This is a genomic window from Lactobacillus taiwanensis DSM 21401, assembly GCF_001436695.1.
GTDB lineage: Bacteria > Bacillota > Bacilli > Lactobacillales > Lactobacillaceae > Lactobacillus > Lactobacillus taiwanensis.
In genome coordinates this window covers 173,783-199,815 of sequence record NZ_AYZG01000001.1, presented here as the reverse complement: position 1 = coordinate 199,815, position 26,033 = coordinate 173,783, and the positions used below count along the sequence as shown (strand labels likewise).

Here is a 26,033-nt window from a genome sequence, read left to right as displayed (position 1 = left end):
TCAATAGTTTGAAAGGAAAATAAAAAATGGCTACTACTAAAACTTTAAGACTTACATTCAAAAATGCTAAAGACAAGAAAGTGAATTTATCTTTAGCAGAAGCAGCTGAAGATTTAACTGCAGAAGAAGTAAAGAATGCAATGAATGAAATGTGTGAAGCAAACATTTTTGCAAAGGAAGAAGTTGATCAATATCAGGTTCCTTTATCTGCTCAATACGTTGAACGTACAACTACTTCTGTGTTTGATGATAGTAAGCAAAATTAAAACATTGGTAAGAGAGGTAAGGAACCTAATTAAGTTATTAAATAAGCTCTTGAAAAGGTAATGCTTCGGCATTACTCTTTTTATTTTAAGATAAAAGTATGTAATTTATGTTACTTTTTTGTTTCAGAATATACGTTCGGTTGTATCTGACAACTTGCCAAACTACAATAAAGGGTGTATGTAAATTGGAGGGAGTTTAAGCAATGAAAAAACGAACATTCACTGGTATTGCTACCGCGGCACTTATCACAACTGCCGGTATATCAGTTACCAACAACCTTAAACCAGATAATCCTTTAAAAACTGGTGAAGGTACTGTTCAAGCTGCAACCTATAAACAAGAATTTTTAAATAAAGCTATTCCAGCTGCTACGACTGCATCATCTAAGTATGGTACTTATACTTCAGTTATGCTTGCTCAAGCAACAGTTGAATCAGCTTGGGGCCAATCAGGTCTGTCACAAGAACCTAATAATAACTTATTTGGTATTAAGGGTTCTTACAATGGCCAATCTGTAAACATGAATACTGGCGAATACGGCAACGGTGGTTACTACACTACTAATGCCGGATTCAGAAAGTATCCATCGTATACTGAATCATTTGAAGATAATGGTGCTTTATTACGTAACCAAATGGGTAACTATTACTCTGGTACTTGGGTAGAAAACTCAAATAACTATGCTCAAGCAACTCAAAATGGTTTACAAGGTAAATACGCTACTGATCCAAATTATGCTAAGACGCTTAATAGTGTGATTGCAACTAATGGTTTTGACAAATACGATCCCGTTACCCAAGTTGTTAACGAAAACCGTACAGTTGCACAAACAACGCCAATTACGAGTGCACCAGTTGATCCTAGTGTTGGTACACAAGTAGATACTGCAAGAGTTGGTCAAAACGTAAATGTTACTAAATATATTACTTATAACAACGGCGTAAAGCGTGCATTTATTGGTAACGGCTGGATTAATGCACTTGCATTTAGTCCAATTACTAATAACGCTACTGCTAACAATGCCACGGCTAATACTAATAATAGTAATAAGCAAACTACAACTACTACCAACCAAGCCAGCCAACCGGTTAAGACTCCAGTAGCTCAAACTCAACAAGCTAAGAGTCAAGCTCCTGCTGCTCCAGTTAAAACCGCAACTGTAGAGGCAAAGAAGGCAGCTGAAGTTAAAACTCCAGTCCAAACAACAACCTTAAATGTTAAAACTGAGACTAAGGCAGCACAACCTGTAAAACGATTAGCTACTTCATTAGCAGTTGCACCTAAGAAAGAAGAAGTTAAGAAGGATGTTGTTAAAGCTGAACCAGCTAAGGTAACTCCTGTGAAGACTGAAGCTGCTAAAACTGAAAACAAGGAAGTTAAGCCTGCTGCTCCAGTAGTTAAAACTACTGAAACTAAGAAAACTGAAACTGTTAAGAAGGTTGAAACTCCAGCAGTTAAACCAGTTGAATCTGTTAAGAAAGAAACAACTTCAGTTGTTAAGATAACTCCAGTAGCTGCAACTAAAGAAGACACTAAGACTACTGAAGCTCCAGTAGTTAAACCTAAGAAAGTTGAAGTTAAAGAAGTTAAGACGACTCCAGTTACTACTAGCGCTAAGACTGTTGTGAAGCCAATTGCTGCAGTTAAGCCAGTTCAAAGTTATCAAAGCGTAGCAACTAATCCTGCTACTAGCAACTATGGTACTCAATGGATCAGCACCAATACTGCTCCTAAGGCTGCATCTACTGTTTTAGTTAAAGTTACTAAGACTGTTGACGTTTTATCAGCACCAGGTGGTCAAAAGTTAAACCAACAAGTTGACGCTGGTAGTGAGTTCGTTGTTTTATCTTCAAAATACTACAACGGTAACTTATATTACGAAATTAGTAACGGAAAATGGATTATGGCACAATATACTACTCAAGAAGCACAAATTACTGCTAAATCTGGTGTGTTAACTATTAATTCCAAGCCAGACTACGGTGTAGCAGTATGGCGTGTTCCTGGACAAGATCAGATTTCAGGTAAATTCTTGAAAGATGGCTCAAGTTGGAGATACTTCCGTGTAGCAAATGTTCAAGGACAAACTTGGTATGACCTTGGCGGTAACCAATGGGTATCTGCTAAATCCGTATTGGTTCGTTAATTTAAAAAGATAGAATTTATTCATTAAGATTTTTTGGAGGAGAAATTTTTTTAATGCGTTCAACAAATAAGAAATTTATTAGTGCATTAGCTTGTGCTAGTGCTATGACAGCTTTAGCAATTATTGATCCTGTGGGAGTTACTAAAACTCATCAAGTAGCACAAGCCGCAACTGATACTGTACCTGCAAAATCTGCTGGTGTAGATGTTTCGAGTTGGCAAGGCAAGGACTTAACTCAACAAGCTAAGTCAGGGGCTCAATTTGCTGTAGTGAAGGTATCTGAAGGTACAAATTATCAAAACCCTAGAGCTCAAGGACAAATTTCTAGTGCTGAGCAAAATAATATGATGACTTTGGGGTATCACTATACTCACTTTGGTGATAACAGTAATCAAGCCGTTCAAGAAGGAAATTATGCAGTTAATTCTGCAAAATCTGCTGGATTACAACAAGGATCGTATTTAGCAGCTGATTGGGAACAAGATCCTAATAACAAGACTACTGGTAGTATCGAAGATAATACTAATGCAATTACTAGTTTTATGGATACTGTTCACAATGGTGGATATAATCCAATGCTATATTCTAGTGAGTCGCTATTAAAGAATAAGGTAGATACTAATAAGATCACTGAAAAATATCCAAATTCATTATGGGTAGCTAAGTACAAAACTAATGGTCGTGAAGATAATCCTGACTACAATTACTTCCCGTCAATGGATAATGTAGCTATTTGGCAATATACACAAAATTGGCGTGGTCAAAATGTTGATGGAAATGTTAACGTAGTTCCCCTTTCAAATAAAGGTAATGGTGCAAGTCAAAACAGTAGCTCTAATGCAAGTACAAGTACTAATACGTCAAACGTTAATACTAGTTCTCAAAGTAGTAGTCAAGCACCTGCAAATCCATTTATTAATGACAACAAAACGGTTGATACTAGCTGGGTTAAGCAAGAAGGTACTTTTACTACTGGTGGAGCGATCAATTTAAGAACCGGTGCAAGTACTAATAGTAGCGTTATTGCTCAACTTCCAGCAAATACTGAAGTTAAGTATGATGCATATAGCACCAAAGGTAATTACACATGGTTAAGACAACCACGTGCAAATAATCAATATGGCTATTTAGTAGGTCGTGCAAACGGTCAAGATTGGGGTACTTTCAAGACAAACTCAGTTGCTAATGAAGTAACTAAGCCAGCAACTAACAATAATAACGTTGATAAACCAGCTGAAAATACTAACAAACCAGCTCAAAACACAGCTAAGCCAAGTCAACTAGTACATAACAATACAAACACTAATGTAAATAGTGACTGGACTAAGCAAAATGGTGTATTCGTTACTGGCGGTGAAATTAACCTAAGAACTGGTGCCAGCACTAATAGTAGTGTTATTGCTCAACTTCCAACAAACACCGAAGTTAAATACGATGCATACCGTACAGAAGGCCAATACACATGGTTAAGACAACCAAGAGCAAACGGTCAATATGGTTACTTAGTAGGACGTAATAACGGCAGTGCTTGGGGAACATTCAAAGAAGGTTCCGCAGAAGCAAGTAAACCTGCAACTAACAACAAACCAGCTCAAAACAATAACAAGCCAAGTCAACCAGTACACAACAATACAAACACTAATGTAAATAGTGACTGGACTAAGCAAAATGGTGTGTTCGTTACTGGCGGTGAAATTAACCTAAGAACTGGTGCAAGCACTAATAGTAGTGTTATTGCTCAACTTCCAGCAAATACTGAAGTTAAATATGATGCATACCGTACAGAAGGCCAATACACATGGTTAAGACAACCAAGAGCAAACGGTCAATATGGTTACTTAGTAGGACGTAATAACGGTAATGCTTGGGGAACATTCAAAGAAGGTTCTGCAGAAGCAAGTAAACCTGCAAATACTAACGTTAATAAACCTGTTCAACAAAATACTCAAAAGCAAGTAGCAACTAATAATAACGTTACTTGGACTAAACAAAATGGCACTTTCATTACTGGTGGAGCAATTAACCTAAGAACTGGTGCAAGCACTAAGAGCCCAATTATTGAGACTTTACCAATTAATACTGTAATTAAGTACGATGCGTACTACCGTTCTGGTAACTATGTATGGTTAAGACAACCAAGAGCAAATGGTCAATACGGCTATTTAGTAGGTCGTTTAAATAACCAAGTATGGGGAACTTACAGATAGTCTCTTAAAATATTTTGACTAAATGAAAAGACATGATTTCTGAATTAGGAATCATGTCTTTTTTGTCTTATAATAATCTATGAAAAAAGCATGGAGGAGTATAATTTTGATTTATACAGTAACTTTAGATCCTAGTGAAAGTGTAGTAGGTAAAGGAATCAATATTTCACTTATTTTAAAAAAATTAGGTATTGAATCAATTGCAACTGGCATCGTAAATCATAAAAATGTAGAACAAGTTGCAGAAGAACTTGATAAAGCTGAGATTGAGAATCAATTTATTGAGCAAAAACGTGGAATTAAAATTACCGCTAAGAATCAGCAAAAATTATTAGATTATTTAAAGATATTAAAAGCTGGTGATATCTTAGTCATTGCGGGAAGTTTTGCCAAGGGAATTGATCCAGTTTATTTAACTGATTTAGCTAGAGTTGCTGATAAGCGAGCAGCAGGTTTAGTTGTTGATGTTCCTTACGAAAATGTACTTGATATCTTACCAATGAATCCATTGTTAATTAAACCAAATGAAACTGAATTGAAGCATTGGTTTGAAAAAGATAATGAAAAAGTAACTACAAAAGAATTAATTGATATGGCACACAACTTAGTTGTAAAGGGTGCTCAACATGTTCTCATATCTTTAGGTGCCAATGGCGCTGCAATTGTTAACATGATGGATGCTTTAATGGCGCATGCACCTGAAATTGAAGAAGTTGATAGTACAGGTAGTGGGGATGCACTGCTTGGTACTTTCCTTGCTGGAATGCTTAAAGGTTATACACCTGTTAGAAATTTAGCAGATGCAATTGCTGCTGGTAGTGATACAGCCCAAAGTAAATGGTTAACTGACTTTACAACAACACCAGCACTTCAAAAACAGGTTATTGCAAGAAGAATTACTTTTGAAGAAGCAGAGTAAAAAATAAGTCGGTTCACAAAGACCGACTTATTTTAGTATAATTACAGTAATTTTACTGTGAGGAGAAAAGAAAAGTGGATTTGTCTCTTTTGATTGTCAGTTTAGCTGCACTGGTCATTCCAATCTTAATGGCTAGGTTTAAAATTAATGCTATTCCGACTGCTGTTGCTGAAATTGTGACTGGAATAATCTTAGGAAAAAGTCTTTTAAATACCATTAAGATTACTAGTAGCGTCTCGCTCTTGTCTAATCTAGGTGTGATTTTATTGATGTTCTTGTCAGGAATGGAAATAAATTTTGACCTATTTAAAAAGAAAGACTTGCCTGATTCAAAACAAAGTAAAGTAAATCCAGCACGAATAGCTATAATATCTTTTGTTACTATAACGATTACAGCATTTGCCTTAGCTGAAATTCTTAAATTTATGGGATTATTTAGTGATGGGATGCTAGCAATGATTATCTTTATGACAGTGGCTTTAGGAGTAGTTATTGCTACGTTAAAAGAAAAAGAAATCTTATCGCGTCCAATTGGACAGACTATTTTACTTACAGCCGTGCTAGGAGAAGTTATTCCCTTATTACTATTAACAATCTATGCATCTATTAATGGTGGGAATGCAGGACGTTTATGGCTGATTATCTTGCTATTTTTAGTTGCTATTATTTTACTGAAACGATTTAAGCAGCCATATCATTGGTTTAATAAAATTTCTAAATCAACTACGCAACTTGATATTAGATTGGCATTTTTCTTGATTTTTACTCTGGTAACAGTTGCAGAAAGAGTAGGAGCAGAAAACATTTTAGGTGCCTTTCTAGCAGGAATGGTAATGAAATTGTTAGAACCAAGTGAAGCTACAATGGATAAGTTAACATCTATTGGATATGGCTTTTTCATTCCAATATTTTTCATTACAACTGGGGTGAAGCTAGATCTTAAAACATTATTGACCAATCCAAATGCCTTAATGCTGATTCCTGTTTTAGTATTATTTTTACTTTTAGCAAAATTGCCGATTTTTTTAGTTTATGTACGAAATTTCAACAAGCGTAATAGTATTGCAGGTACCTTTTTAATTATGACTACAATTACGATTGTACTTCCTACGTTGGAAGTTGCTCGTAAACTAAATGCAATTACTGAAACGCAATCAGATGCCTTTATTTTGGCAGCAGTTGTAGCGTGTATTTTAGGACCTATCTTGTTTAATTCAATCTTCAAATTGACTAAGGAGGATAAAATTAAACAGCGAGTTGTTATGATGGGAACAAATGTTATGACAGTTCCAGTTGCTCAAGAACTGCATGATAATTGGTATGATGTTTTATTAGTAACTCATAAAAAAGAAAATTATGATACCTATAAGAGCAAGGTGGAAAACTTAAAGTTGATTAATGGACTAAGTGAAGAAGCTTTGGATAAGGCTGGAATCTTTAATTGTGATATTTTGGTTGCTGGATTTATTGAAGATAATTTAAATCGTAAGATTGCCCAATTGGCCAAAGAACATGGTGTTCAACGTGTAATCGCTAGCCAAGAGAAACCAAAGCCTGAAATAATTAAGAACTTAAAGAGTGAAAATATTGAAATATATAATGTCTTCAATGTTCAAACTTCGGTTTTGCGTGCATTAATTGAATCACCTTCGATTTTAAGAATTCTGACTGATACTAAGAATGGATTGTTCGAAGTAACGGTTAGAAATCATAAATACGCTGGGCAGAAATTAATGAACCTTGACTTTATTGAGCAAATGACGGTTAGCCGAATTTGGAGAAACAGTAAATGGTTAGTGCCGCATGGAAATACAATTATTGAAGTAGGTGACCATTTAATTTTCACCGCTAAAGGTGAAGATGCTGAACGAATTCGTGAAGAATTGGGTAGAAGAAATTAGATATTAAAAAATGGGGCAGGAATTTTTCCTGTCCCATTTTTGTTAGCGTTGACTTTTAGCCTCCTGTAAAACAGCTAAAGTATTAAGACTATGAGTAAAAGCTTTATCTACTGCCATAAAATTATGCTGATCAATAATCTTGGTAAATTCAATAAATTCCGCGATCATTCGATGAGAATACTTATTATGATTAATAACTTCAAGATCTTTTCCTCGCAACTGGATTCCAACCTTAGGCATTTCGTTAGGATGACCATAAATGATAAGTGCGCCTTTTTCACCTTCTATTGTGCTGACGTTAGGTGAAAAACTGTCTTTGGCCGCAATTGAGTTTGCTTGTTTATCAGAGTAGCTTAAGTGTAAGATGCCGGAAGTATCGATATTTTTCTGAATGGTAGGGAAGTATTTAACTGAATTTGGTTTTCCAAAAAGTTTAACGATGATATGAAGGTTATAGATGCCCAAATCCATTAATGCACCGCCGTCTTTTTTAGGATCAAAGGCAGGCTGAATATCACCCTCTAAGAATGCGTCGTAGCGACTTGAATACTGAGTATAGTTTAAGTTAACAATATGAATTGGTGCAATCTTAGTTAAGTTATCTTCAATAAATTTAAAATTTTCAAGATAAATGTTAGTTATTGCTTCAACAATAATGAGTTGATTTTTATCAGCAATTTTCTTTAGTTCACGTGCTTCATCAATTGTGGCTACAAAGGGCTTTTCACAAATAACATTTTTACCAGCTTCAAGCGCTGCTTTAGCAATAGAAAAATGTAAACTGTTTGGAACGGCAACATACACTGTATCGACATTAGAGTCATTAAATAAATTGTTGTTGTCATCATATAAATTTGAAATATGATATTGCTTTTGTAATTCAAGCCCGATTTGATGGCTTCTTTTAGTAGTTGAAAGAGCAGTAAGATCAAGATGAGGGATTTGATTAGCTATTGATAAAAAATCGTGAACAATTTTTCCTGAGCCAATAATACCTAATTTCACAATAAAAAACTCCTTTATTTAAGCTTAAAATCTAATTTTTTAGCATTTTTAGTAACAGAAGATGGAACCTTTAATTTATTAACTTGATTGATATCGTAAAGATGAAGTGTGAGTGTACCCTCTTTTTTGCTATGATAAGTAACTTTATAGTACATTTCAGTTAACTCTTTTTTACGGTTAACATTGATACGCAATTTGATACTTTTAACATTAGTTAATTGAGGGTTGCTTGTTGGGGCAACTGTAGTAGTATTTTGCATGCCTCTAATAACATCGCGATTATCGCCATTATAAGAAATGAGATATCCGTTAAAACCGTTAGCTTTAATCGTCATTGCTTTGAAGGCATCATCAGAAAATTGGCTAAAATCATGAGCGGTGTATAATTTTTTATAGCCTGAATAAACCTTGCTGAAGATTGCATTTTGCTTAATGTAATTCCATTGTTTGGTGCCGTCACGATGATATACATATTTATTGTTGGCCCATAATTCAGAATTAGTATCAGATTTAGGAATGCTTTTCATTGTAATATGGATAGTATTATTAGGACCAACAACATAATTTGAGTACAGCTTTGCTTTTGAGTTAGTAGTTTTAACGTCAACGCGTGCAGTTTCAATTTTTGTATTAGCTGCATCAGTTAAGGCATCTTTGGTGCTAGGTTTCTTAAATGCGATAACTGAACCCCAAATTACGATTATTAAAATAATAATGCCTAAAATTAAAGCGGCAATTTTGCCGCCTTGGTTGTTAGGAAAAATAATTCTTTTGTTTTTTGTTTTATTTTTCGCCATAGTTTATCTTTCTAAAATAATTATTTTTGATTTTGCTGTTGTTCTTCTTGGGCTTTCTTAATATCTTCAGCACTAATTGCATCTTTTTGAATGTTATCTGGAACTGCCAAGTCACTGTGCTGACCTAGTTGATCATAAGTTAGGTTCCAAGTGAAGTTATATTTTCCACCAGCAGTATATCGTGCTTTAAAAGTCATTGATTCAACTTTCTTAGTAGTTGGATCGATAAGATAAGTAACATTAAGATTTTGCAGTTGAGCTAATTTTACAAGACGAGCTACTTGCATGTTTTGAGAGCCAGGTGTGTTCATAGCATCAATAACTAGTGGGTTAACAGCATTCCAAAGTTTAGTATCAGTACCATCAAAGCTAACTACATAGTTGCCGTTCTTTTTTTGAACAGTTGCTTTATTAGCAAAAGCCTTATTGATAGACTTAAAGGTTGCTGGATCAAATCTTTCTTTTACTTGGTCAGAATCAAAGGTGTCAGCATTGATTGAATTTTTAATCCAGTGACCTTTATTTTGTTCTAATAGAAGATACATATCTTTTTTCGTAAGCCACATTTGTTCAGTTTGAGACTTTTTCTTTTGAGTTAAAGTATAAGTAAGGTTAGTTACGTCGCCCTTATCCTTAAAAAGACCTTCTGATTTTGATTTTTGATTCATTTCATCCGAATTAAGAGATTGTGTGAAGTGACCGTTTGCGAAACTAGTTTTGAAGTTAGCATTAATAAGTGAGCTTGCAGAAGGTTCTGGATTGGTTTTTGGCTTGGAATTCTTTTTTGAACAAGCTGTAGTTAAAGAAATAAGCACTATTCCTAGTAGCAATAAAAAGCTAAATTTTTTCTTCATAAAATTTATTCCCCCAATAAAAGTATACAATGTTTATTTTACTCTATTTTAAGTGCAAAAAAGTATTCTAAGAACTTAACTTTAGTGCTTTTTAAGGACATTTAAAATATTACGTAATTTACTTCCTCTGATCTGTAGATTACTTACTGGCTGCGTCACTTCAATACAGCCTATGTATTTTCCAGCTTCATTATGAAGACTATAAAAAGAAATATTAACTGGTTGATTGTCTTTGGTAATCATGATTGAAATTGTGCTACGACTCCCAGTATGCATTTGATTTAGAACTTCCTTAACATGCTTTTGACTGTGACCGGGATGCACTTCAAAAACAGTTTTACCAATATCTTTTTCAGTTCGTTTGAAAAGCCGATGCTTATTCATTGACGACCAAACAACGCGATCATTTTCATCTAAAACATCCATTTCTTGCGGAATTGTTCTAAAGATAGCGTTTAATTGATCTAAGGATAAGTGACCACCTTGTAATTTGATGTCTTTCATATGTGTACTTCCAATTCTTTAAATCTTAATATATTCAATGTTATTTTAACATTAATAAATAATTATTACTTTGGTGTTTGGAAATTGCGTATATATTTTTGTAGTAGCAAAATGAAAGCGGTATTCATAGCTTTAAGGTAGATATGGAGGATATCTTATGAAATTAAGTAAAAAACAAATGACTGCTACGTTTATGACAGCTGTATTAGTGGTTATTGTAGGTGGCGGCTATTACTATGCTAGTCATTCAATCGCTAAACATTTGCCTGGTCACGTCTATGAATATACTTCAGTTTCTGGTAATCAAAATGCCTACATGACTTTTGCTGATAATGGAGATCAAGTAATTGTTACTCCAGATAAAGACACAACTCTTAAAACAAGCAATAGTGCAAGTGATTTCCAAAAAATTTATAAAGAAAATGCTAAATCTGGTAAGTGGAATTATAAAGCTCAAGGAAACAAGTTAACGATCTCTAAGCTTCAAGATAATAAAGTCTCATTATGGCAATATAATGATATGTTAGTCTAGGGTAAAAAGATGCACTCAAGAAGCTTTACTTATCAAATTGCTAATGCTGGACAAGACGTTGATAAGAAAGCGACTACCTTTGAACAAATTCGCTAAGAATAAGGGAAATTTGTGGGATTTCCTATGAAAATTCTGAATAAGCGTGTAAAATAGTTAATGAAACATTGAATTTTAAAGGAGATACAGTTCATGTCGAAATTAGTTTTAATTCGTCACGGTCAAAGTGAATGGAACCTTTCCAACCAATTTACTGGTTGGGTTGATGTAAACCTTTCAGAAAAAGGTGTTGAAGAAGCTAAAAAAGCTGGTCGTTTAATCAAGGAACACGGTCTTGAATTTGATCAAGCTTACACTTCATTATTAACTCGTGCTATCAAGACTTTGCACTACGCACTTGAAGAAAGTGACCAACTTTGGATTCCAGAAACTAAGACTTGGAGATTAAACGAACGTCATTACGGTGCTCTTCAAGGTTTAAACAAGAAGGCCACTGCTGAAAAATACGGTGACGAACAAGTTCACATTTGGCGTCGTTCATACGATGTTTTACCACCAGCTATTGATGATGATAACGAATTTAGTCAAGCACATGACCGTCGTTACGCAAACTTGGATCCACATATCGTTCCTAAGGCAGAAAACTTACACGTTACTTTAGACCGTGTAATGCCATTCTGGGAAGATCACATTGCTCCAGATTTACTTGACGGCAAGAACGTTATTATTGCTGCTCACGGTAATTCACTACGTGCTTTAACTAAGTACATTGAAAACATCTCTGATGATGACATCATGGACTTAGAAATGAAGACTGGTGAACCAGTTGTTTACACATTTGACGATAAGTTAGATGTTGTTAACAAAGAAAAGCTTGACGACTAATTTCTAGTTATTAAGTATTAAAGCTCTGACGAAAGTCAGAGCTTTTTTTGTAAATCAAAAAAGACCTTCCAAGGGGAAGGTCTTTAAGTGTGACTAATTATGTTTGTATATTTAAGTTTTGATTTAACTAAGGTCTAGTTTTATAATTTTACCAACTAGCCTTGCGCACTCCAGGAAGTTGCCCCTTGTGTGCTAATTCTTTGAAGCGTAAGCGTGACATTCCGAACTTACGCATATAACCATGTGGTCTACCATCATGTAAATCACGGTTGTGGTAATGGGTCGGATGAGCATCAAGCGGTAATTTAGCTAATGCTTCTACGTTGCCAGCTTCTTTTAATTCATAGTATTTTTTGATTAATTCACGCTGCTTAGCAGCCTTAACAATTTTTGATTTTTTTGCCATATATCTTTCCTTTCGAATATAAAATAAGACAATTAAAATATAAAAATAAGTATTAACGAATTTGAGCTAACTTAAAGTAAGTATATTGTATTAAATTATTAATAATTTGTCAAAAAGAAAGTATTTTTAAAAAAATTAGTTTAAAATAAGTGATGATTGATTAAAGAAGGGAAAAGAAGCCGTGGGTATTTTTAAAAGAATACTTCATAATGAAGACTTGCGACAGCTAATAATTTATGTATTAATTGGTGTATTAGGATTAGGGGTTGATTTTGGAATTTTTGCCATTCTGACTCACTTTAAGATGCAAGTCGAAGTAGCTAATTTTATTTCATCATCTTGTGGGTTAATCAACAACTTTTTCTGGAATAGTTTTCTTAACTTTAAGGTTCACGATAAATTGCTTGTAAGATTTATTTCTTACTATTTAGTTGGACAGATTACAACTTTATTTACAACAGTCTGCCTATTTATTTTTGTAACTAAACTTGGTTATAATCAATTGATTGTAAAGGCAGTCTCTACATTTATCGCTACCTTGATTCAATTTGTAATTAATAAATTACTAACATTTAGAAAAATAAAAACTACTAAATCAAAAGTAGACGTTAGAAAGTAAGAAGAAAGCCTGTTAAAGTATGAAAAAATTATCAATTATAGTTCCTTGTTATAACGAAGAGGAATCTGTACCACTTTTTTATCCAGCAGTGAATAAAGTAATGGATACAATTCCAGACTTGGAACCAGAATATTGGTTCATTAACGATGGATCAAAGGATAATACTCTAAAAGAAATTAAAGAACTACGCAAGAAGGATCCGGAGCATGTTCACTTTGTTTCTTTTTCAAGAAATTTTGGTAAGGAATCTGCTCTTTATGCTGGTCTTCAAGCAGCTACTGGAGATTACATAGTTGTAATGGATGTTGATTTACAAGATCCACCTAAGTTTTTACCACAAATGTATGATTTGATTAAGACAGGCGAATATGACTGTATCGGAACACGTCGTGTAGATCGTACAGGAGAAGCTAAATTTAAGTCGTTCCTGAGTGATATGTTCTATAAGGTAGTTAATAAGATCTCCGATACAGAAATCGTTCCTGGCGCTCGTGACTATCGGATGATGACTCGTCAAATGGTAAATGCTGTTTTAGATATGCCTGAATACAACCGATTTTCAAAAGGAATTTTCTCTTGGGTTGGTTTTAAGACCAAGTATTTAGATTACCACAATGTTGAACGTGTAGCTGGTGAAAGTGATTGGAATACTTGGAAGTTATTTAAATATGCAATGGATGGGATTGCAGACTTTTCACAAGCTCCACTTAACTTAGCTGTTTGGATTGGTACAGGATCGTTTGTTTTATCAATTATTGGCTTAATAGTTGTGATTATACGCAGAATACTTTACCCAGGCTCAAGTATTTTTGGCTGGGCTTCGATGGTATGCGTAATTCTTCTGCTTGGTGGTTTACAATTACTCTGCATTGGTATTTTAGGTAAGTATATCGGCCGAGTATATATTCAAGTAAAGAATCGGCCAATCTATATTATTAAAGAGAAAAAATAAAATAGATCAAAAAATACCGAGATTCAATTACGAATCTCGGTATTTTTATATGGCTAAAATTTTTAAATGAGGATTAATTGTTTCCGTCTGCTTTAATTGTAAGACTTAATAAAAAGCCGATAACGATTAAGATTAAAGTAAAGTAGAAGCCGTAGTAAGCACCGTTAGTAAAACGCACAGCTCTCACCCCCCCTTTACTCATTCCTTGACCCATGGCTAATAAAATAGTTGCAATCGCAGTTGCAACGGCACCAACGATTTGTTGCAAAGTGTTCATGATAGTTGAGCTGTCGGCAGAAGCTGGACCTTGAATAGCATTCAAAACGTAAGTTTGGGATGGTGACATTGCTAAAGGACAACCAATCATTAGAATAATTTGAGACAAAATAATGTACCAAACGGGAGTAGATGGAGTAGCTAAGGCTAACATTAAAGCCCCAATAAAAGCAATGATAAAACTTAGAACTGCTAGTCTTTTAGCACCTTGACTATCATAAATCCTACCAGCTAAAGTAGAAGTGATTGCATTAATAAGTCCACCAGGAAGCATAATAATTCCTGTTAAGGCTACTGCGAATGAAAGACCTTTTTGAATAAATTGTGGTAATAGATACATCGTAGATAAAATGATCTCAAAGTCGACCATTACCAAAAGTGCGCCAGTTCTAAATTGAGTAATTGAAAAGATTTTTAGATTTAAAACTGGATTTTTCAAATTAAGTTGACGATGAACAATAAAATACAAGTACGACAATAGCCAAAACAAATAGCCCAATAACAAGTGGTGAAGTTAAATCGAGGTCAGAAGCAAGACTAACACTAGCAACTAAACTGGCAAAACCTATAGCTGATTCAATAATTGAAAGGTAGTCAATGTGTGGTCTAGTAATCTTGGTAGTATTTTTTAATGAAGTAAAAGCAAAAATAAGTGCAACTACTAGGAATGGAACAAACATTCAAAAAATCCAGTTTCAAGATAATTAACATATAACCAGTAACTAGCCACTGAATAGTACCTGTACCTACACGAAAAGCGGTCATTAATTGTGGTAGAGCAATGTTTAATGTATTTCTTCAAAAAAATATTCTTCCTTAAGTAAATAGTGAAAAATTGCATCGTTGATCATACTAACAGAAAAAATTTTTTCTCGTAAGTAATTTTTTGAAGATTCAAAAATAGAAAAGTGGGATAATTTGAACAAGGGAGAAGTTATATGAAAAAAATTAGTCAAAATACATGGATAAAAATTGCTTTATCCATTTTAGGAATTTTAGATGCACTTTTGGTCTATCTGCCTAATTATGCAGCTGTTGATCAAGGACTTAAGGGAAGATGTGCCATCTTTTTTATTATTGCTGTAGTCTTACTTTGGTTACCAATGGAGTTGAAAAGTAGTATTTTTGCTTTGAATTTCTATTATGAATTAGGATTGATTTTAATTATTATCTTTTTGATGACTAATCAAATGGCAATGAAATTTACTATTGGTCTAGTTCTTGCTTTACTACTTTTAACTTGGATTGGAATGGTGATTTTTAAAAATAATCTGGTAATGAAATATAAAGATAGGGAACTATTGATTATCAGATTAGTAATGATGCTTGTTTTAGCATATTTAGCCTATATTAGTGGCTTTGCTGCTTTGATGGGAGCAGAGATCTTTACCGTGCAAGGACAGACTTGGCTATTGGTTTTAGGCTTTTTACTGTGTGTATATTATCTTGTTTTAGCCGGTAGTATTTGGCAGCCATGGTTTAGAAGATGGACTTCATGGATTATGGTTTTAGTAGCAATTGTCCTCCATATGGTCTTTGCTAGTGCAACGTCTTTGAATATTATTTTTCTACCTTTAATTGGTGAGGTTATTCTGTTAATTTTAGTTTGGCGAAGTAATCGGATTTTAATGATAAAGAAAAGGATTTCATAATTAGCTCTTGTCAGATTGTATCGATCCTTGATAGAATTAATTGTTTAAAAGTTTAGGAGAGATACAAAATTATGAAATATGTTTATTTGTTTTTACCAGCAATTGGCTGGGGACTTATGCCTCTAGTTATTGCTAGTGTGAAGAATAGTACAGTTTATAATCAGATTGTCGGTACTGTTGCAGCTTCATTTATTTTTGGAGCAATTGTAATGGCAATTATGCATCCAGCAATGAGTTGGTCACTATTTCTGCTTTCTGCATTAGGAGGCGCTTGCTGGGTAATTGGTCAAGTTGGTCAATATATTTCTTATGAAAGAATTGGTGTTTCTGAAACTATGCCAATTTCAACTGGTTTGCAGTTAATTGGTGTGCCTCTTGTCGGCGTGCTCGCTTTTGGTGAATGGAGCAGTCCACAAGCTAAGCTATATGGTTTTATTGGAATTCTTGTTTTGATCGTTGGGGTTGTTTTGACTTCATTGACTGATCGCGGAACAAGCGAAGGAAACAAGTCTAACCAAGTAAGTACTATTATTTTGCTTGTACTTACTTCGCTTGGATACATTACTTCAAGCTCTATTCCAAAGGCTTTACATGGAAGCAGTATTTCAATCTTCTTTGGTCAAACCCTTGGTATGTTAGTAGCCGTATTTATTTATACATTAGTTACTAAGAATTTACATGTTTGGAAAGAAAAATCTACAGTTCAAAGTGGTGGAGCAGGTATTCTTTATGCAATTGCTGCACTAGCTTATATTCTTTCTGTTCAAGATAACGGAGTTAACATGGCTTTCGTTATTTCACAACTTTGTGTAGTGATTTCTACTTTAGGTGGCTTGATTTTCTTACACGAAAAGAAAACTCGCAACGGCTTGATTTTTACCATTGCAGGCCTAATTTTAATTATTGGCGGTGCAATGTTAACTACATTATTCTAAGGAATAAAAAAGGCATCCCACGTCTGGGATGCCCTTTTTTTGTATCAACTTGTCCTAATTCTTAAATCATTTTTAGTATTAGAACACTTTTAATTGTATTAGAACCAAATTAAAAGTCAAGTTAAATATAATCGTGTGCTATAAAGAATTTCTCAAGTTATATAACAAATAAAGAAATAATAAATTCAATAATAAACTATATATTATCGCTTACAGTTGACATATTGAGTATGGCGTGATATTTTCAAAATGGGATTGGTCGAAATTGTTTAGGAGGACAATGGATGCTAGCAATTGAAAACAACCAGTTAAAGGTTGAAATTAATGAGATCGGTGCTCAACTTACTCATGTAGTTGATAAGACTACTAATGCCGACTATATTTGGAATGGGAGCGAATGGGAAAGACATGCTCCAATTCTTTTTCCGGCAATCGGAAAATCAAATGACAATAAGTATATTTTAAATGGGAAAATATATGAAATGAAGCAACATGGCTTTGCTCGTGATTATCCATGGACAGTAGTTGACAAGGGAGACGATCGAGTAAGTCTGACTTTAACTGAAAATGAAGAGACTCTAGCTGTTTATCCATTTCATTTTAGTTTAATGGTTACCTATACGTTAGAAGCTAATCAATTAAAGATAGAATTTTTAGTTAAAAATAATTCAGAAGAAACGATGCCATTTGGACTTGGTTTTCACCCAGGCTTTAATGTGCCAATAGCTGGAGATGAATTGGAATTTTCAGACTATGAGTTAACTTTAAGTCCAGAAGTGACAGAATTAACTCAATTTCAAATTGATCCAATTCCATTTAGAAATGGGAAGGTTATTCCAGTACCTAATCCACAAAAGGGAACTTTGCCACTATCGTATGCGGAATTTGATAACGGTTTGATCATTATTAATAATCCAGGTTTAACTGGTGTTGAGTTAAGTAGTACAAAATCAGAACATAAAATTTCTTTAACGTTGGAAGATTTTCCATATATAGCGCTATGGACCATGACTGATCCAGAAGCTAAGTTTTTATGCATGGGGCCGTTTGCTGGTTTACCTGATATCAAGAGTGATGAATTGACAGATTGGATGAAAAAAGAGGGGAATAATCTCTTAGCACCAAATGAAAGTTCTCACTTCTCAACTACAATTACTTTAGAATAAATATTAAAGAGGAAAGCAATTTAAGTTTTCCTCTTTTTTACTAATTAGTTAAGATTTGGCATAATAGACTTTTAAGAGTGTAATTTTGCTATAATATCCTTGTTTTAAGAAAGTTTGAGAAAGAATATTATGGATAAAAAGCCCAAAGAACCGGTTCTCTCAAGAGTTGAGATGAACAAGGAAAAACATAATAAGAAAAAGCCAATCTATATCATTGTTACAGTTATTTTAGTGATAGTTTTAGGATTTGGAGTTTACGCAGGTTCAGTATATCTTAAGGCTAAAAATGCGTTTGATAAAACTTATGATCCCAAAACAGCTGTAAAACAAGATAGCTTTTCTGGTAAAGAGCCATTCAACATTCTCTTATTAGGAACTGATACAGGAGCCTTTGGCAGAAAAGAAGTTCGTGGTAATTCTGATACGATGATCTTAATGACTGTTAATCCAGCCAAGAAGAAATTATCTTTAATGTCTATTCCGCGTGATACAATGGCACGTATGATTGGAACTGAAAACTTTAGTGTTCATAAAATTAATGCCGCTTATAATATTGGTGGTGCGAAGATGGCGATGAATACTACCAGTAAAGTTCTTAATGTGCCGATTAAATATTATATTTCAATGAATATGGGCGGAATGAGAAAGATTGTTGATGGTGTAGGTGGCGTTACAGTTACTCCGCCATTAACTTTTACTTACGATGGCTATACTTTTACTAAAGGAAAAACAGTCCATTTAAATGGTAGTCAAGCATTGGCTTACTCGAGAATGCGTTATGATGATCCTCGAGGAGATTATGGTAGACAGTTGCGTCAGCGTGAAGTTATCATGTCTGTTTTAGATCATGCAATGTCAGTTAATACTCTAAAGAATTTAAATTCAATTTTAAGTTCTCTTTCTACTAGTTTAAGAACTAATTTAACCTTTAATTCATTAGTTAAAATTGGAAAGAACTACCGTAGTTCAGCAAAGAATATGTCTAGTGATTACATGCATGGTGTAGGAGCCATGATTGGGGACGCTTCATATCAGGTTATGTCTGATCGTGAGTTGCAAAGAGTTTCCAATATTGTACGAAATGATCTTGGCTTAGATTCAATGGATATTGATAATAATGAAACTTATCAAAATTCAATGAATTCTCAATTTGATTGGACTACTGGTAGTTCTAATCAGGTATACTACATATATGATCCTTACACAGATGAATTATGGAACGGAGATCGTGCTTATTAATGAATGAATTAATTTCACTAGTAATAGGATATTTCCTCGGAAATATCCTTTTTGCTATGATTGTTACAAAAATATTTTTACATAAAGATCCAACAAAATATGGCTCAGGAAATCCTGGAACTGCCAATGTGGGAGCAGTCTTTGGTAAAAAATGGGGCATTTTAACTTGTATTGGAGACTTAGCAAAGACTTTAGTAGCTTTATTAATTGTTTATTTTATTTATCATGGTAATCGCTTGGATTTATCTTTTGCCGGTTTAGGGGTGGTTTTAGGCCATTCTTTTCCATTTTGGAATCACTTTAAAGGTGGAAAGGGAGTAGCTGTAACTGCTTTATGGATTGTGTTCTTTGATTGGAGAGCAGGACTAATTGCACTATTAATTGGCTTGTTTTTAGTCATCATTATGAAGAATCTTACAATTCCACCATTAGTATATATGCTTGGATTCAGTATTTTTGCTTGGGTTAATTTTGGTTGGAGACAAGGACTAATATTTTTAATTGCTACATTAATTATGATCTTCCAATTCCGAAAAGATATTGTTGATTTCTTCACTGGCCATGGAAAACGCGTAGATGTATTAGTAACAATCAAGAAAAAGTTAGGGATATACAAATGAAGTCAGCGTTAAGAAAAACAATCCAGTGGATTTTGCTCATTGGTTTGTTGCTGGGAGTACTAATTCAAACTTTGGGATTCTGGAACTATAATCCAACTGAAGTTTCTACTAAGACACGGATTGGCATTGTTATTAGCATAGTTCAACTTATTGTGATGGTTTGGTATGGGATGAGCTATGGTAATAAAGAATACACATTTAAGGAAGCAGTTAAGAACTGGCTGGAAGGTGTAATTACTCTTATTATTTTCTATCTTGTTTTTATTATTTCTTTACCGCAGTTTTTCTCTGCTTGGAATTTATGGGGTATCTTTTTCCCAGTTTTAACAAGTACATCGGCTTTATTTAGTGGAATTATCATTTCACTTTTCTTTCAGCCCTTTATCTTTAGATTGCAAGAAAAGTTAAATGCTAAGCAGAATGTGTTGTTATTAACTACCATTACACTTTTAATTTTTACTTTAAGCGCTGGAAACTCGCTTTTAACTAGCTATAGTATTTTTGGCTTATACTTAGTTTTACCCTTTGCTTGGGGAATGCTTATTAGTAAAGTGAAAATTAGTAAATGTCTCTTGGGCTTAACTGTTTTAAGTGTCATATTACTTCCGGTGATTTATTATGCAACGATCGCTTTAATGCCAGTTCAAACACCACAAGCAGTTTTATTTACGCAAATGAATATGGCCTGGAATACAAGCATGCTTATGAGTCCTTCATCTCCATTATTGTTTGTAATTGTAATTACAGGTGCATTACTTTTTAGAAGATGGATGTCGGAAATTTCACATCAAACTATTTCAATTTTGATTCCAGCAATCATTTTTGGAACAACTGCGTATGGAATGACTTTGTGGAAGGAAAAATTACAACTTGTTTTAGCTCCTGTTAGTAAAAAAGTTACGATCTTATTGATCCTGGCTTTATTAGTAGCAAGCTTCATTATTAATTTTGTTTTTGATAACTTTGTTCTTTCAAATAAGCATGTTCAACGATTTTTAAATAAGTTTATTGGTAGAAATTTAAAAGATAGTCTTAATCTTTTACAAGAAGGCATTAATTTTATTAAAAGACATCTGCATATAATATGTCTTTTTGCTTATTTCATGGTTGTAACTATCATTGGTTTCTTTACCTTTAAGAGTAATCTAAATGTCACTTTAGTCTATATCTTTACCAATAGATTAGGAACAGTTGTTTTATCAAGCATTTTTCTATTGGCAATTTTTGAAATATTTTATGTAATTACAACTCGTTTTTGGGTAGCAGCAAGCATTCCAACTATTCTTGGTTTGGGAATTGCTATTGGTAATGGTATTAAGATGAATTTAAGAGAAGAGCCAATTTACCCAACTGAAGTTAGTGAAATTGTTAATTGGAAAACTTTAATTCCTATGATGGGAGTTAAAAATCTGATCTATATTTTAGTAGGATTCGCACTTTTAATTGTTGTAATTATATTTTTAGAAAAAAAGTATCCAATTAATCTTAAACGTAAAAAGATAAGCTGGATAAAGGCAATCATTAGCTTGTTAATCTTGATTACACCGTTATGGTTTAATGATGAAAATTCACCGATTTATTATATTTCTAAGGGATTTGATAATAATCCTAACTTTAGAAATCCACCGGATAGTACAGGAGCTAATGGCTCAATTCTGACCTTCTTGGACTTTATTAAAGTGCCGATTATGGATAAACCAGCTAATTATTCAGAAAGCGCAGTTAAACAAGTCGTTCAAAAGTATAAGCGTGAAGCAACAACTATTAATAAAACAAGAAAAAACAAATTAAGTGATCAAACAATTGTTTTTAATCTTAGTGAAAGTTTTGTAGATCCAAAGGAATTTCCAACTGTTAAAATTTCTAATAGTGTTCGTGATCCTATGAAATATATCCGTAAGCTCATGACAACAACCACTTCTGGCCATATGCTTAGTGCTGGCTATGGTGGTGGAACAGGAAATATGGAATATGAATCTTTAACTGGATTTAATATGGGCACTTTTTCTACTGCTGTCACGCCATATACACAAATAACTTCTCGTTATAATTTCTATCCAACAATTGGAATGAACTTTAAGTATAGCAGTGCTCTTCATCCATTTAATGGGACGTTTTATGGGCGAATTGATAATTATCGTCGGTTTAGATTTAATAAATTTGCCTACCTAGGATCTAAATATAAGATTTATGATCAAAAAACTATTGGCTCTAACCCATACTTATCTGATGAAACTGCTTATCAAAATGGAATACGCCAGATTAAGAGTCAAAAAGATGGTCAATTTATTAACCTAATCTCAATGCAGAACCATATGCCATATGGCGACTATTATTCATCAAATGAGTATCAGGATAATGTGAGTGGATCTTTGATTGCTGATGAAAATACAAAGAACAGTTTTGCTTCTTATACTAAAGGAGTGGAATATACTGATAAAGCAGTAAAGAAGTTTATTAAGCAAATTGATGAGATTGATAAACCAATTACACTTGTCTTTTATGGTGATCATTACCCAGCGATAATTGATCAGTCTCAATTAGCTAAATATCCTGTAAAACTTCATGCTACGACTTACTTTATTTATTCAAATAAATATGCTCGTGAACATGGAGCAAAGAGTAAGATTAAGCCTGATAAATATATTTCAACTAGTTCATTTATTCCGATGGCACTAGATCAAACTAATTCTAAAGTCACGGCATACCAGGCCTTACTTACCCGCATCTATAAAGAGTTACCCGCAATAACTATTAACTATAGCGGTGATGATGGTTTTGAATTAGTTGACCAAAATGGTAAGAAAGTTTCTGAAAATAAGTTGACTAAGAAGCAAAAAGAACTACTTAAAGACTATCAGTTAATTCAATATGATATGTCTGCTGGTAAGGGATATAGCCTAGATATTAAAGGATTTTATAAATAATAGTTGACTAAAATGTTATTCTCCCTTATTATCGTAGGTAAATGAGAGTAGCTACTTAATTCAGTGTTCAGAGAACTAGCGGTTAGTGTGAGCTAGGCAGGTTAAGCAGGCGAAGTACGGATGATGGGGTAGTTTCCTTATCAACTGAACTTAAGGCGCGTTAAGCGCAAACGTGGGTGGTACCACGGCTAATGAAGTAATTTAGTCGTCCCTAGATTTCGAGAGAAATTTAGGGACGTTTTTTGTTAGGAGAAAAAATTATGGCAAAATTTGACATTTTAGAAGATTTAAAATGGCGCGGTGCTATTAATCAAGAAACTGATGAAGAAGGTTTGCGTAAATATTTAGCAGAGCACGATGATTTAGCTCTTTACTGCGGAACTGATCCAACTGGAGATTCACTTCATATTGGGCACTTGATTCCATTTATGATTTTAAAAAGATTCCAAATGGCTGGTTATCATCCCGTAATTTTAATTGGTGGGGGCACTGGTTCAATTGGTGATCCGTCTGGTAGAAAGACTGAACGTGTTCTTCAAACTGCTGAGCAAGTTAAACACAATGAAGAGAAATTGACTGCCCAAATGAAGAAGTTATTCGGTACTGAAAACTTTGAAATTAAAAACAATGCGGAATGGCTTGGTAAGCTTAACTTGATTGACTTCTTACGTGACTACGGTAAGTTTTTCCAAGTTAACAACATGATTAACAAGGATGTTGTTGCTAGTCGTTTGGAAAATGGTATTTCATTCACTGAATTTACTTACCAAATTTTACAAGCTATTGACTTCTATCACTTAAACAAAGACAATGGTGTTCAACTTCAAATTGGTGGTTCTGATCAATGGGGCAATATTACTGCTGGTATTGATTTGATTCACAAGCTTGAAGGTCAAGATCGTCCAGCATTTGGTTTAACTATTCCATTGATGCTTAAGGCTGATGGTACTAAGTTTGGTAAGTCTGCTGGTGGTGCTGTTTGGCTTGATCCAGAAAAGACTAGTCCTTATGAATTCTACCAATTCTGGATTAACCAAGACGATCGTGATGTTGTGAAATACCTTAAGTACTTTACTTTCTTAAGTCGTGAAGAAATCGAGGACTTGGCTGAAAAGACTGAAAAAGAACCTTGGAAGCGAGCAGCTCAAAAGAGATTAGCTGAAGAAGTAACTAAGTTTGTTCATGGCGAAGAAGGCTTGAAAGAAGCTCAAATGATTACTGAAGCCCTATTCTCAGGTAACGTTAAGAGCTTGTCTGTGCCTCAAATTGAACAAGCTTTGAAGAATGCACCAAGTGCTGAAGCAACCCACGAAGCTAAGAATATTGTTGAATTCTTGGTTGAAACTAAGATTGAACCATCTAAGCGTCAAGCACGTGAAGATGTTAAGAACGGCGCTATTTATGTAAATGGTGAACGTCAAAACGATGTTGATCTCATTATTGAACCAGATGATGATTTCGATGGTAAGTACGTAATTATCCGTAAGGGTAAGAGAAAGTACACTTTGGTTAAAATTAAATAGTTGTTAAAAAGAGAAGACGAGGAGTGCTGGAGGCACTCCTCGTCTTTTTTGTTATAATTAGATGTGGATTAAAATGGTTTGCCGTTTTAGCTCAGGAGGTAGAGCACCGCCGTGGTAAGGAGGAGGTCCCCAGTTCAAATCTGGGAAACGGCTTAGTTATTGAAAATAAAGCTTTGGACAGCCAAAAAGTAAATGATACATTAAGGGATGGTCAAAACGACTGTCACTTTTTATAATGGAATAAAACATTGTAATTTATGAAAGAAGAATTAATATGGCACATGAACTTACATTAGATGAAATTGCAAAATTTCAACAAGATTATCAACAAAATAAGCAAAATAAAATCGCTGAATTGGCCGTTGTGAATAACGGTGTGCAAAAAGCTAGCTTTAACAGTGAAGGAATTCGTGATTTAAATCGCACTTTCTCAATTGAAATCCCCACTGATAATGTGACTGATCAAAAACAATCAGGTCGTTGCTGGCTATTTGCTGCGTTAAATGTATTACGTTACAAGTTTGCTAAGCAATATCATGCAAAGAACTTTACTTTTTCACAAAGTTATCTTTTCTTCTGGGATCGAATTGAAAGAGCAAATATTTTCTTCAATCATATCTTAGAAACTGCGGATAAACCTGTGGATGATCGAACTGTGCACTTTTACTTGCAAGCACCAGATACTGATGGTGGGCAATGGCATATGGCTGTTTCATTAACTAGAAAATACGGGTTAGTGCCAACTTATGCACAAGATGAGAGCTTTACCGCAAATAATACAGCAGCATTTAACCAAGCCTTGAATATGAAATTACGTGAAGATGGTTTGATCTTACGTAAACTAGCACAAGAAGGCAAAAGTGATGAAATTGAACAAAAACGTCAAGAATTTTTAAGTGAAGTTTACCGCATGGCTGTGATCGCCTTTGGACAACCTGTGCAAAAGTTTGATTTAGAATTTAAAGATGATGATGGAAAGTACAGGTTAGATCAAAATCTTAGTCCGTTAGACTTTTTCCACAATTATTTTGAAGATGATTTGGATGATTATGTTGTCCTCTTTAATGCGCCAGACCATGAATATGACAAACTTTATGCATTTCCATTTGAGGATAATGTTGAAGGCGGAAGTCCAATTAGATTTTTAAATACAAAGATTGAAAACCTTAAGGAAGCCGCAATTAAGCAACTAAAAGATGGGGAAACAATCTGGTTTGGCTGTGATGTTGGTAAGCAAAGTGATCGCCAAAAGGGAATTTTAGCTGCTGATTTATATGAAACAGATACTATTTTTAATATTGAAACTAATTTAAGTAAGAAAGAGCGTCTTGAAACTGGGGCTAGTGGCTCTACTCATGCGATGACTTTTGTTGGTGTAGATGTTGTGGATAATCAGCCACGTCAATGGAAAGTTGAAAATTCTTGGGGAACCAAAGTTGGTGAAAAAGGTTACTTTGTAATGGATGACAAGTGGTTTGATGAATACCTCTTTAAGGTAGTAGTTAAGAAGCAATACCTATCAGAGAAACTAGTGAAAATTGCTGAAGGCGAAGCAACTCCTGTTCCTTGCTGGGATTCAATGGCTTAATTAAATTATAAATTATGTACAGAATACTAATAATTACTGCTTAGCTGATAATTATTAGTATTTTTTTATATATAAGTATTTGTTTACAAAAATTTAATTTAGATAAATATAATTTT

Annotated in this window: 24 protein-coding genes and 1 tRNA gene; 18 read left to right on the top strand and 7 right to left on the bottom strand. The window is 34.1% G+C overall.

Annotated features, from left to right (window positions below; genetic code table 11):
• The first annotated feature begins 26 nt into the window (after window positions 1-26).
• The 5 genes from FD18_RS01000 (at window position 27) to FD18_RS00980 (ending at window position 7,440) form a co-directional block, all read left to right on the top strand.
• A complete protein-coding gene (locus FD18_RS01000) occupies window positions 27-266 on the top strand; it encodes a DUF2922 domain-containing protein (RefSeq protein ID WP_057718126.1) in 240 nt (79 codons plus the stop codon).
• A gap of 203 nt (window positions 267-469) precedes the next feature.
• Entirely contained in the window at window positions 470-2,413 is a 1,944-nt protein-coding gene (locus tag FD18_RS00995) for a glycoside hydrolase family 73 protein (RefSeq protein WP_057718125.1), read from the top strand.
• A 53-nt stretch (window positions 2,414-2,466) separates the two neighbouring features.
• Window positions 2,467-4,620: a GH25 family lysozyme gene (locus tag FD18_RS00990; protein ID WP_057718124.1), complete on the top strand. Its 2,154-nt coding sequence runs from the start codon at window positions 2,467-2,469 to the stop codon at window positions 4,618-4,620.
• A 79-nt stretch (window positions 4,621-4,699) separates the two neighbouring features.
• Window positions 4,700-5,539, top strand: a complete 840-nt coding sequence (locus FD18_RS00985; RefSeq protein ID WP_057718123.1) for a PfkB family carbohydrate kinase — start codon at window positions 4,700-4,702, stop codon at window positions 5,537-5,539.
• A 74-nt stretch (window positions 5,540-5,613) separates the two neighbouring features.
• Window positions 5,614-7,440: a monovalent cation:proton antiporter family protein gene (locus FD18_RS00980; RefSeq protein ID WP_057718122.1), complete on the top strand. Its 1,827-nt coding sequence runs from the start codon at window positions 5,614-5,616 to the stop codon at window positions 7,438-7,440.
• A gap of 42 nt (window positions 7,441-7,482) precedes the next feature.
• Here FD18_RS00980 and FD18_RS00975 read toward each other — a convergent pair whose 3' ends face one another.
• The 4 genes from FD18_RS00975 to FD18_RS00960 all read right to left on the bottom strand — a co-directional run bounded on the left by FD18_RS00975 (window position 7,483) and on the right by FD18_RS00960 (window position 10,600).
• Entirely contained in the window at window positions 7,483-8,445 is a 963-nt protein-coding gene (locus FD18_RS00975) for a Gfo/Idh/MocA family protein (RefSeq protein ID WP_057718121.1), read from the bottom strand.
• A 14-nt stretch (window positions 8,446-8,459) separates the two neighbouring features.
• Window positions 8,460-9,242, bottom strand: coding sequence for a hypothetical protein (locus FD18_RS00970; RefSeq protein WP_057718120.1), 783 nt, complete (start codon window positions 9,240-9,242; stop codon window positions 8,460-8,462).
• A 20-nt stretch (window positions 9,243-9,262) separates the two neighbouring features.
• A complete protein-coding gene (locus tag FD18_RS00965; RefSeq protein WP_057718119.1) occupies window positions 9,263-10,096 on the bottom strand; it encodes a DUF6612 family protein in 834 nt (277 codons plus the stop codon).
• Window positions 10,097-10,177: 81 nt separating this feature from the next.
• Entirely contained in the window at window positions 10,178-10,600 is a 423-nt protein-coding gene (locus FD18_RS00960) for a PAS domain-containing protein (RefSeq protein WP_057718118.1), read from the bottom strand.
• Window positions 10,601-10,757: 157 nt separating this feature from the next.
• Here FD18_RS00960 and FD18_RS00955 point away from each other — a divergent pair, with 157 nt between their 5' ends.
• Together FD18_RS00955 and FD18_RS00950 are read left to right on the top strand one after the other, a co-directional pair.
• Window positions 10,758-11,132 (top strand): hypothetical protein, encoded by a 375-nt coding sequence (locus tag FD18_RS00955; RefSeq protein WP_235499837.1) that lies wholly within the window; start codon window positions 10,758-10,760, stop codon window positions 11,130-11,132.
• Window positions 11,133-11,321: 189 nt separating this feature from the next.
• A complete protein-coding gene (locus tag FD18_RS00950) occupies window positions 11,322-12,014 on the top strand; it encodes a 2,3-diphosphoglycerate-dependent phosphoglycerate mutase (protein ID WP_057718117.1) in 693 nt (230 codons plus the stop codon).
• A 148-nt stretch (window positions 12,015-12,162) separates the two neighbouring features.
• Here FD18_RS00950 and rpsN read toward each other — a convergent pair whose 3' ends face one another.
• A complete protein-coding gene (gene rpsN, locus FD18_RS00945) occupies window positions 12,163-12,420 on the bottom strand; it encodes a 30S ribosomal protein S14 (protein WP_057718116.1) in 258 nt (85 codons plus the stop codon).
• 181 nt (window positions 12,421-12,601) lie between these two features.
• On the opposite strand from rpsN, the gene FD18_RS00940 reads away from it, so the two are divergent.
• Both FD18_RS00940 and FD18_RS00935 read left to right on the top strand, forming a co-directional pair.
• Window positions 12,602-13,039, top strand: coding sequence for a GtrA family protein (locus FD18_RS00940; RefSeq protein ID WP_057718115.1), 438 nt, complete (start codon window positions 12,602-12,604; stop codon window positions 13,037-13,039).
• 19 nt (window positions 13,040-13,058) lie between these two features.
• Window positions 13,059-13,991 (top strand): glycosyltransferase family 2 protein, encoded by a 933-nt coding sequence (locus FD18_RS00935; protein WP_057718114.1) that lies wholly within the window; start codon window positions 13,059-13,061, stop codon window positions 13,989-13,991.
• Between the two features lie 73 nt (window positions 13,992-14,064).
• Here the strand turns inward: FD18_RS00935 and FD18_RS00930 are convergent, their stop codons facing one another.
• Window positions 14,065-14,736, bottom strand: coding sequence for an MFS transporter (locus FD18_RS00930; RefSeq protein ID WP_057718113.1), 672 nt, complete (start codon window positions 14,734-14,736; stop codon window positions 14,065-14,067).
• On the bottom strand, window positions 14,708-14,947 hold the full coding sequence (locus tag FD18_RS09955) for a hypothetical protein (protein ID WP_057718112.1): 240 nt from the start codon (window positions 14,945-14,947) through the stop codon (window positions 14,708-14,710). Before FD18_RS09955 ends, FD18_RS00930 begins: the two co-directional genes overlap by 29 nt.
• Window positions 14,948-15,205: 258 nt before the next feature.
• Between FD18_RS09955 and FD18_RS00920 the strand changes: the two genes are divergently transcribed.
• From FD18_RS00920 to FD18_RS00880, 9 genes are all read left to right on the top strand, one after another.
• Entirely contained in the window at window positions 15,206-15,919 is a 714-nt protein-coding gene (locus tag FD18_RS00920) for a hypothetical protein (protein WP_057718111.1), read from the top strand.
• Window positions 15,920-15,990: 71 nt separating this feature from the next.
• Window positions 15,991-16,854 carry a GRP family sugar transporter gene (locus tag FD18_RS00915; protein WP_057718110.1) on the top strand — a complete coding sequence of 288 codons (864 nt, stop codon included), beginning with the start codon at window positions 15,991-15,993 and terminating at the stop codon, window positions 16,852-16,854.
• A gap of 284 nt (window positions 16,855-17,138) precedes the next feature.
• The gene (locus FD18_RS00910; protein WP_057718109.1) at window positions 17,139-18,020 is read left to right on the top strand and encodes an aldose 1-epimerase family protein; all 882 of its coding nucleotides are present in this window, start codon (window positions 17,139-17,141) and stop codon (window positions 18,018-18,020) included.
• Between the two features lie 129 nt (window positions 18,021-18,149).
• On the top strand, window positions 18,150-19,259 hold the full coding sequence (locus FD18_RS00905) for an LCP family glycopolymer transferase (protein ID WP_057718108.1): 1,110 nt from the start codon (window positions 18,150-18,152) through the stop codon (window positions 19,257-19,259).
• Window positions 19,259-19,879 (top strand): glycerol-3-phosphate acyltransferase, encoded by a 621-nt coding sequence (locus tag FD18_RS00900; RefSeq protein WP_057718107.1) that lies wholly within the window; start codon window positions 19,259-19,261, stop codon window positions 19,877-19,879. The genes FD18_RS00905 and FD18_RS00900 overlap by 1 nt, the downstream gene beginning before the upstream one ends.
• Window positions 19,876-22,806: an LTA synthase family protein gene (locus tag FD18_RS00895; RefSeq protein ID WP_057718106.1), complete on the top strand. Its 2,931-nt coding sequence runs from the start codon at window positions 19,876-19,878 to the stop codon at window positions 22,804-22,806. The genes FD18_RS00900 and FD18_RS00895 overlap by 4 nt, the downstream gene beginning before the upstream one ends.
• A gap of 260 nt (window positions 22,807-23,066) precedes the next feature.
• Window positions 23,067-24,329, top strand: a complete 1,263-nt coding sequence (gene tyrS, locus FD18_RS00890; RefSeq protein WP_057718105.1) for a tyrosine--tRNA ligase — start codon at window positions 23,067-23,069, stop codon at window positions 24,327-24,329.
• Window positions 24,330-24,409: 80 nt separating this feature from the next.
• Window positions 24,410-24,482 (top strand) — tRNA-Thr (locus tag FD18_RS00885).
• Window positions 24,483-24,603: 121 nt separating this feature from the next.
• Entirely contained in the window at window positions 24,604-25,917 is a 1,314-nt protein-coding gene (locus FD18_RS00880; RefSeq protein ID WP_057718104.1) for a C1 family peptidase, read from the top strand.
• Window positions 25,918-26,033: the final 116 nt, after the last annotated feature.

Bases quoted from the DNA above. Each gene is read 5' to 3' on its own strand.
- FD18_RS00920 (WP_057718111.1), top strand. From the start codon at position 15,206: ATGAAAAAAATTAGTCAAAATACATGGATAAAAATTGCTTTATCCATT.
- FD18_RS00995 (WP_057718125.1), top strand. From the start codon at position 470: ATGAAAAAACGAACATTCACTGGTATTGCTACCGCGGCACTTATCACA.
- FD18_RS00900 (WP_057718107.1), top strand. From the start codon at position 19,259: ATGAATGAATTAATTTCACTAGTAATAGGATATTTCCTCGGAAATATC.
- tyrS (WP_057718105.1), top strand. From the start codon at position 23,067: ATGGCAAAATTTGACATTTTAGAAGATTTAAAATGGCGCGGTGCTATT.
- FD18_RS00965 (WP_057718119.1), bottom strand. From the start codon at position 10,096: ATGAAGAAAAAATTTAGCTTTTTATTGCTACTAGGAATAGTGCTTATT.
- FD18_RS00970 (WP_057718120.1), bottom strand. From the start codon at position 9,242: ATGGCGAAAAATAAAACAAAAAACAAAAGAATTATTTTTCCTAACAAC.
- FD18_RS00960 (WP_057718118.1), bottom strand. From the start codon at position 10,600: ATGAAAGACATCAAATTACAAGGTGGTCACTTATCCTTAGATCAATTA.
- FD18_RS00935 (WP_057718114.1), top strand. From the start codon at position 13,059: ATGAAAAAATTATCAATTATAGTTCCTTGTTATAACGAAGAGGAATCT.
- FD18_RS00905 (WP_057718108.1), top strand. From the start codon at position 18,150: ATGGATAAAAAGCCCAAAGAACCGGTTCTCTCAAGAGTTGAGATGAAC.
- FD18_RS09955 (WP_057718112.1), bottom strand. From the start codon at position 14,947: ATGTTTGTTCCATTCCTAGTAGTTGCACTTATTTTTGCTTTTACTTCA.
- FD18_RS00915 (WP_057718110.1), top strand. From the start codon at position 15,991: ATGAAATATGTTTATTTGTTTTTACCAGCAATTGGCTGGGGACTTATG.
- FD18_RS00910 (WP_057718109.1), top strand. From the start codon at position 17,139: ATGCTAGCAATTGAAAACAACCAGTTAAAGGTTGAAATTAATGAGATC.
- FD18_RS00985 (WP_057718123.1), top strand. From the start codon at position 4,700: ATGAAAAAAGCATGGAGGAGTATAATTTTGATTTATACAGTAACTTTA.
- FD18_RS00955 (WP_235499837.1), top strand. From the start codon at position 10,758: ATGAAATTAAGTAAAAAACAAATGACTGCTACGTTTATGACAGCTGTA.
- FD18_RS00990 (WP_057718124.1), top strand. From the start codon at position 2,467: ATGCGTTCAACAAATAAGAAATTTATTAGTGCATTAGCTTGTGCTAGT.
- FD18_RS00895 (WP_057718106.1), top strand. From the start codon at position 19,876: ATGAAGTCAGCGTTAAGAAAAACAATCCAGTGGATTTTGCTCATTGGT.
- FD18_RS00880 (WP_057718104.1), top strand. From the start codon at position 24,604: ATGGCACATGAACTTACATTAGATGAAATTGCAAAATTTCAACAAGAT.
- rpsN (WP_057718116.1), bottom strand. From the start codon at position 12,420: ATGGCAAAAAAATCAAAAATTGTTAAGGCTGCTAAGCAGCGTGAATTA.
- FD18_RS01000 (WP_057718126.1), top strand. From the start codon at position 27: ATGGCTACTACTAAAACTTTAAGACTTACATTCAAAAATGCTAAAGAC.
- FD18_RS00950 (WP_057718117.1), top strand. From the start codon at position 11,322: ATGTCGAAATTAGTTTTAATTCGTCACGGTCAAAGTGAATGGAACCTT.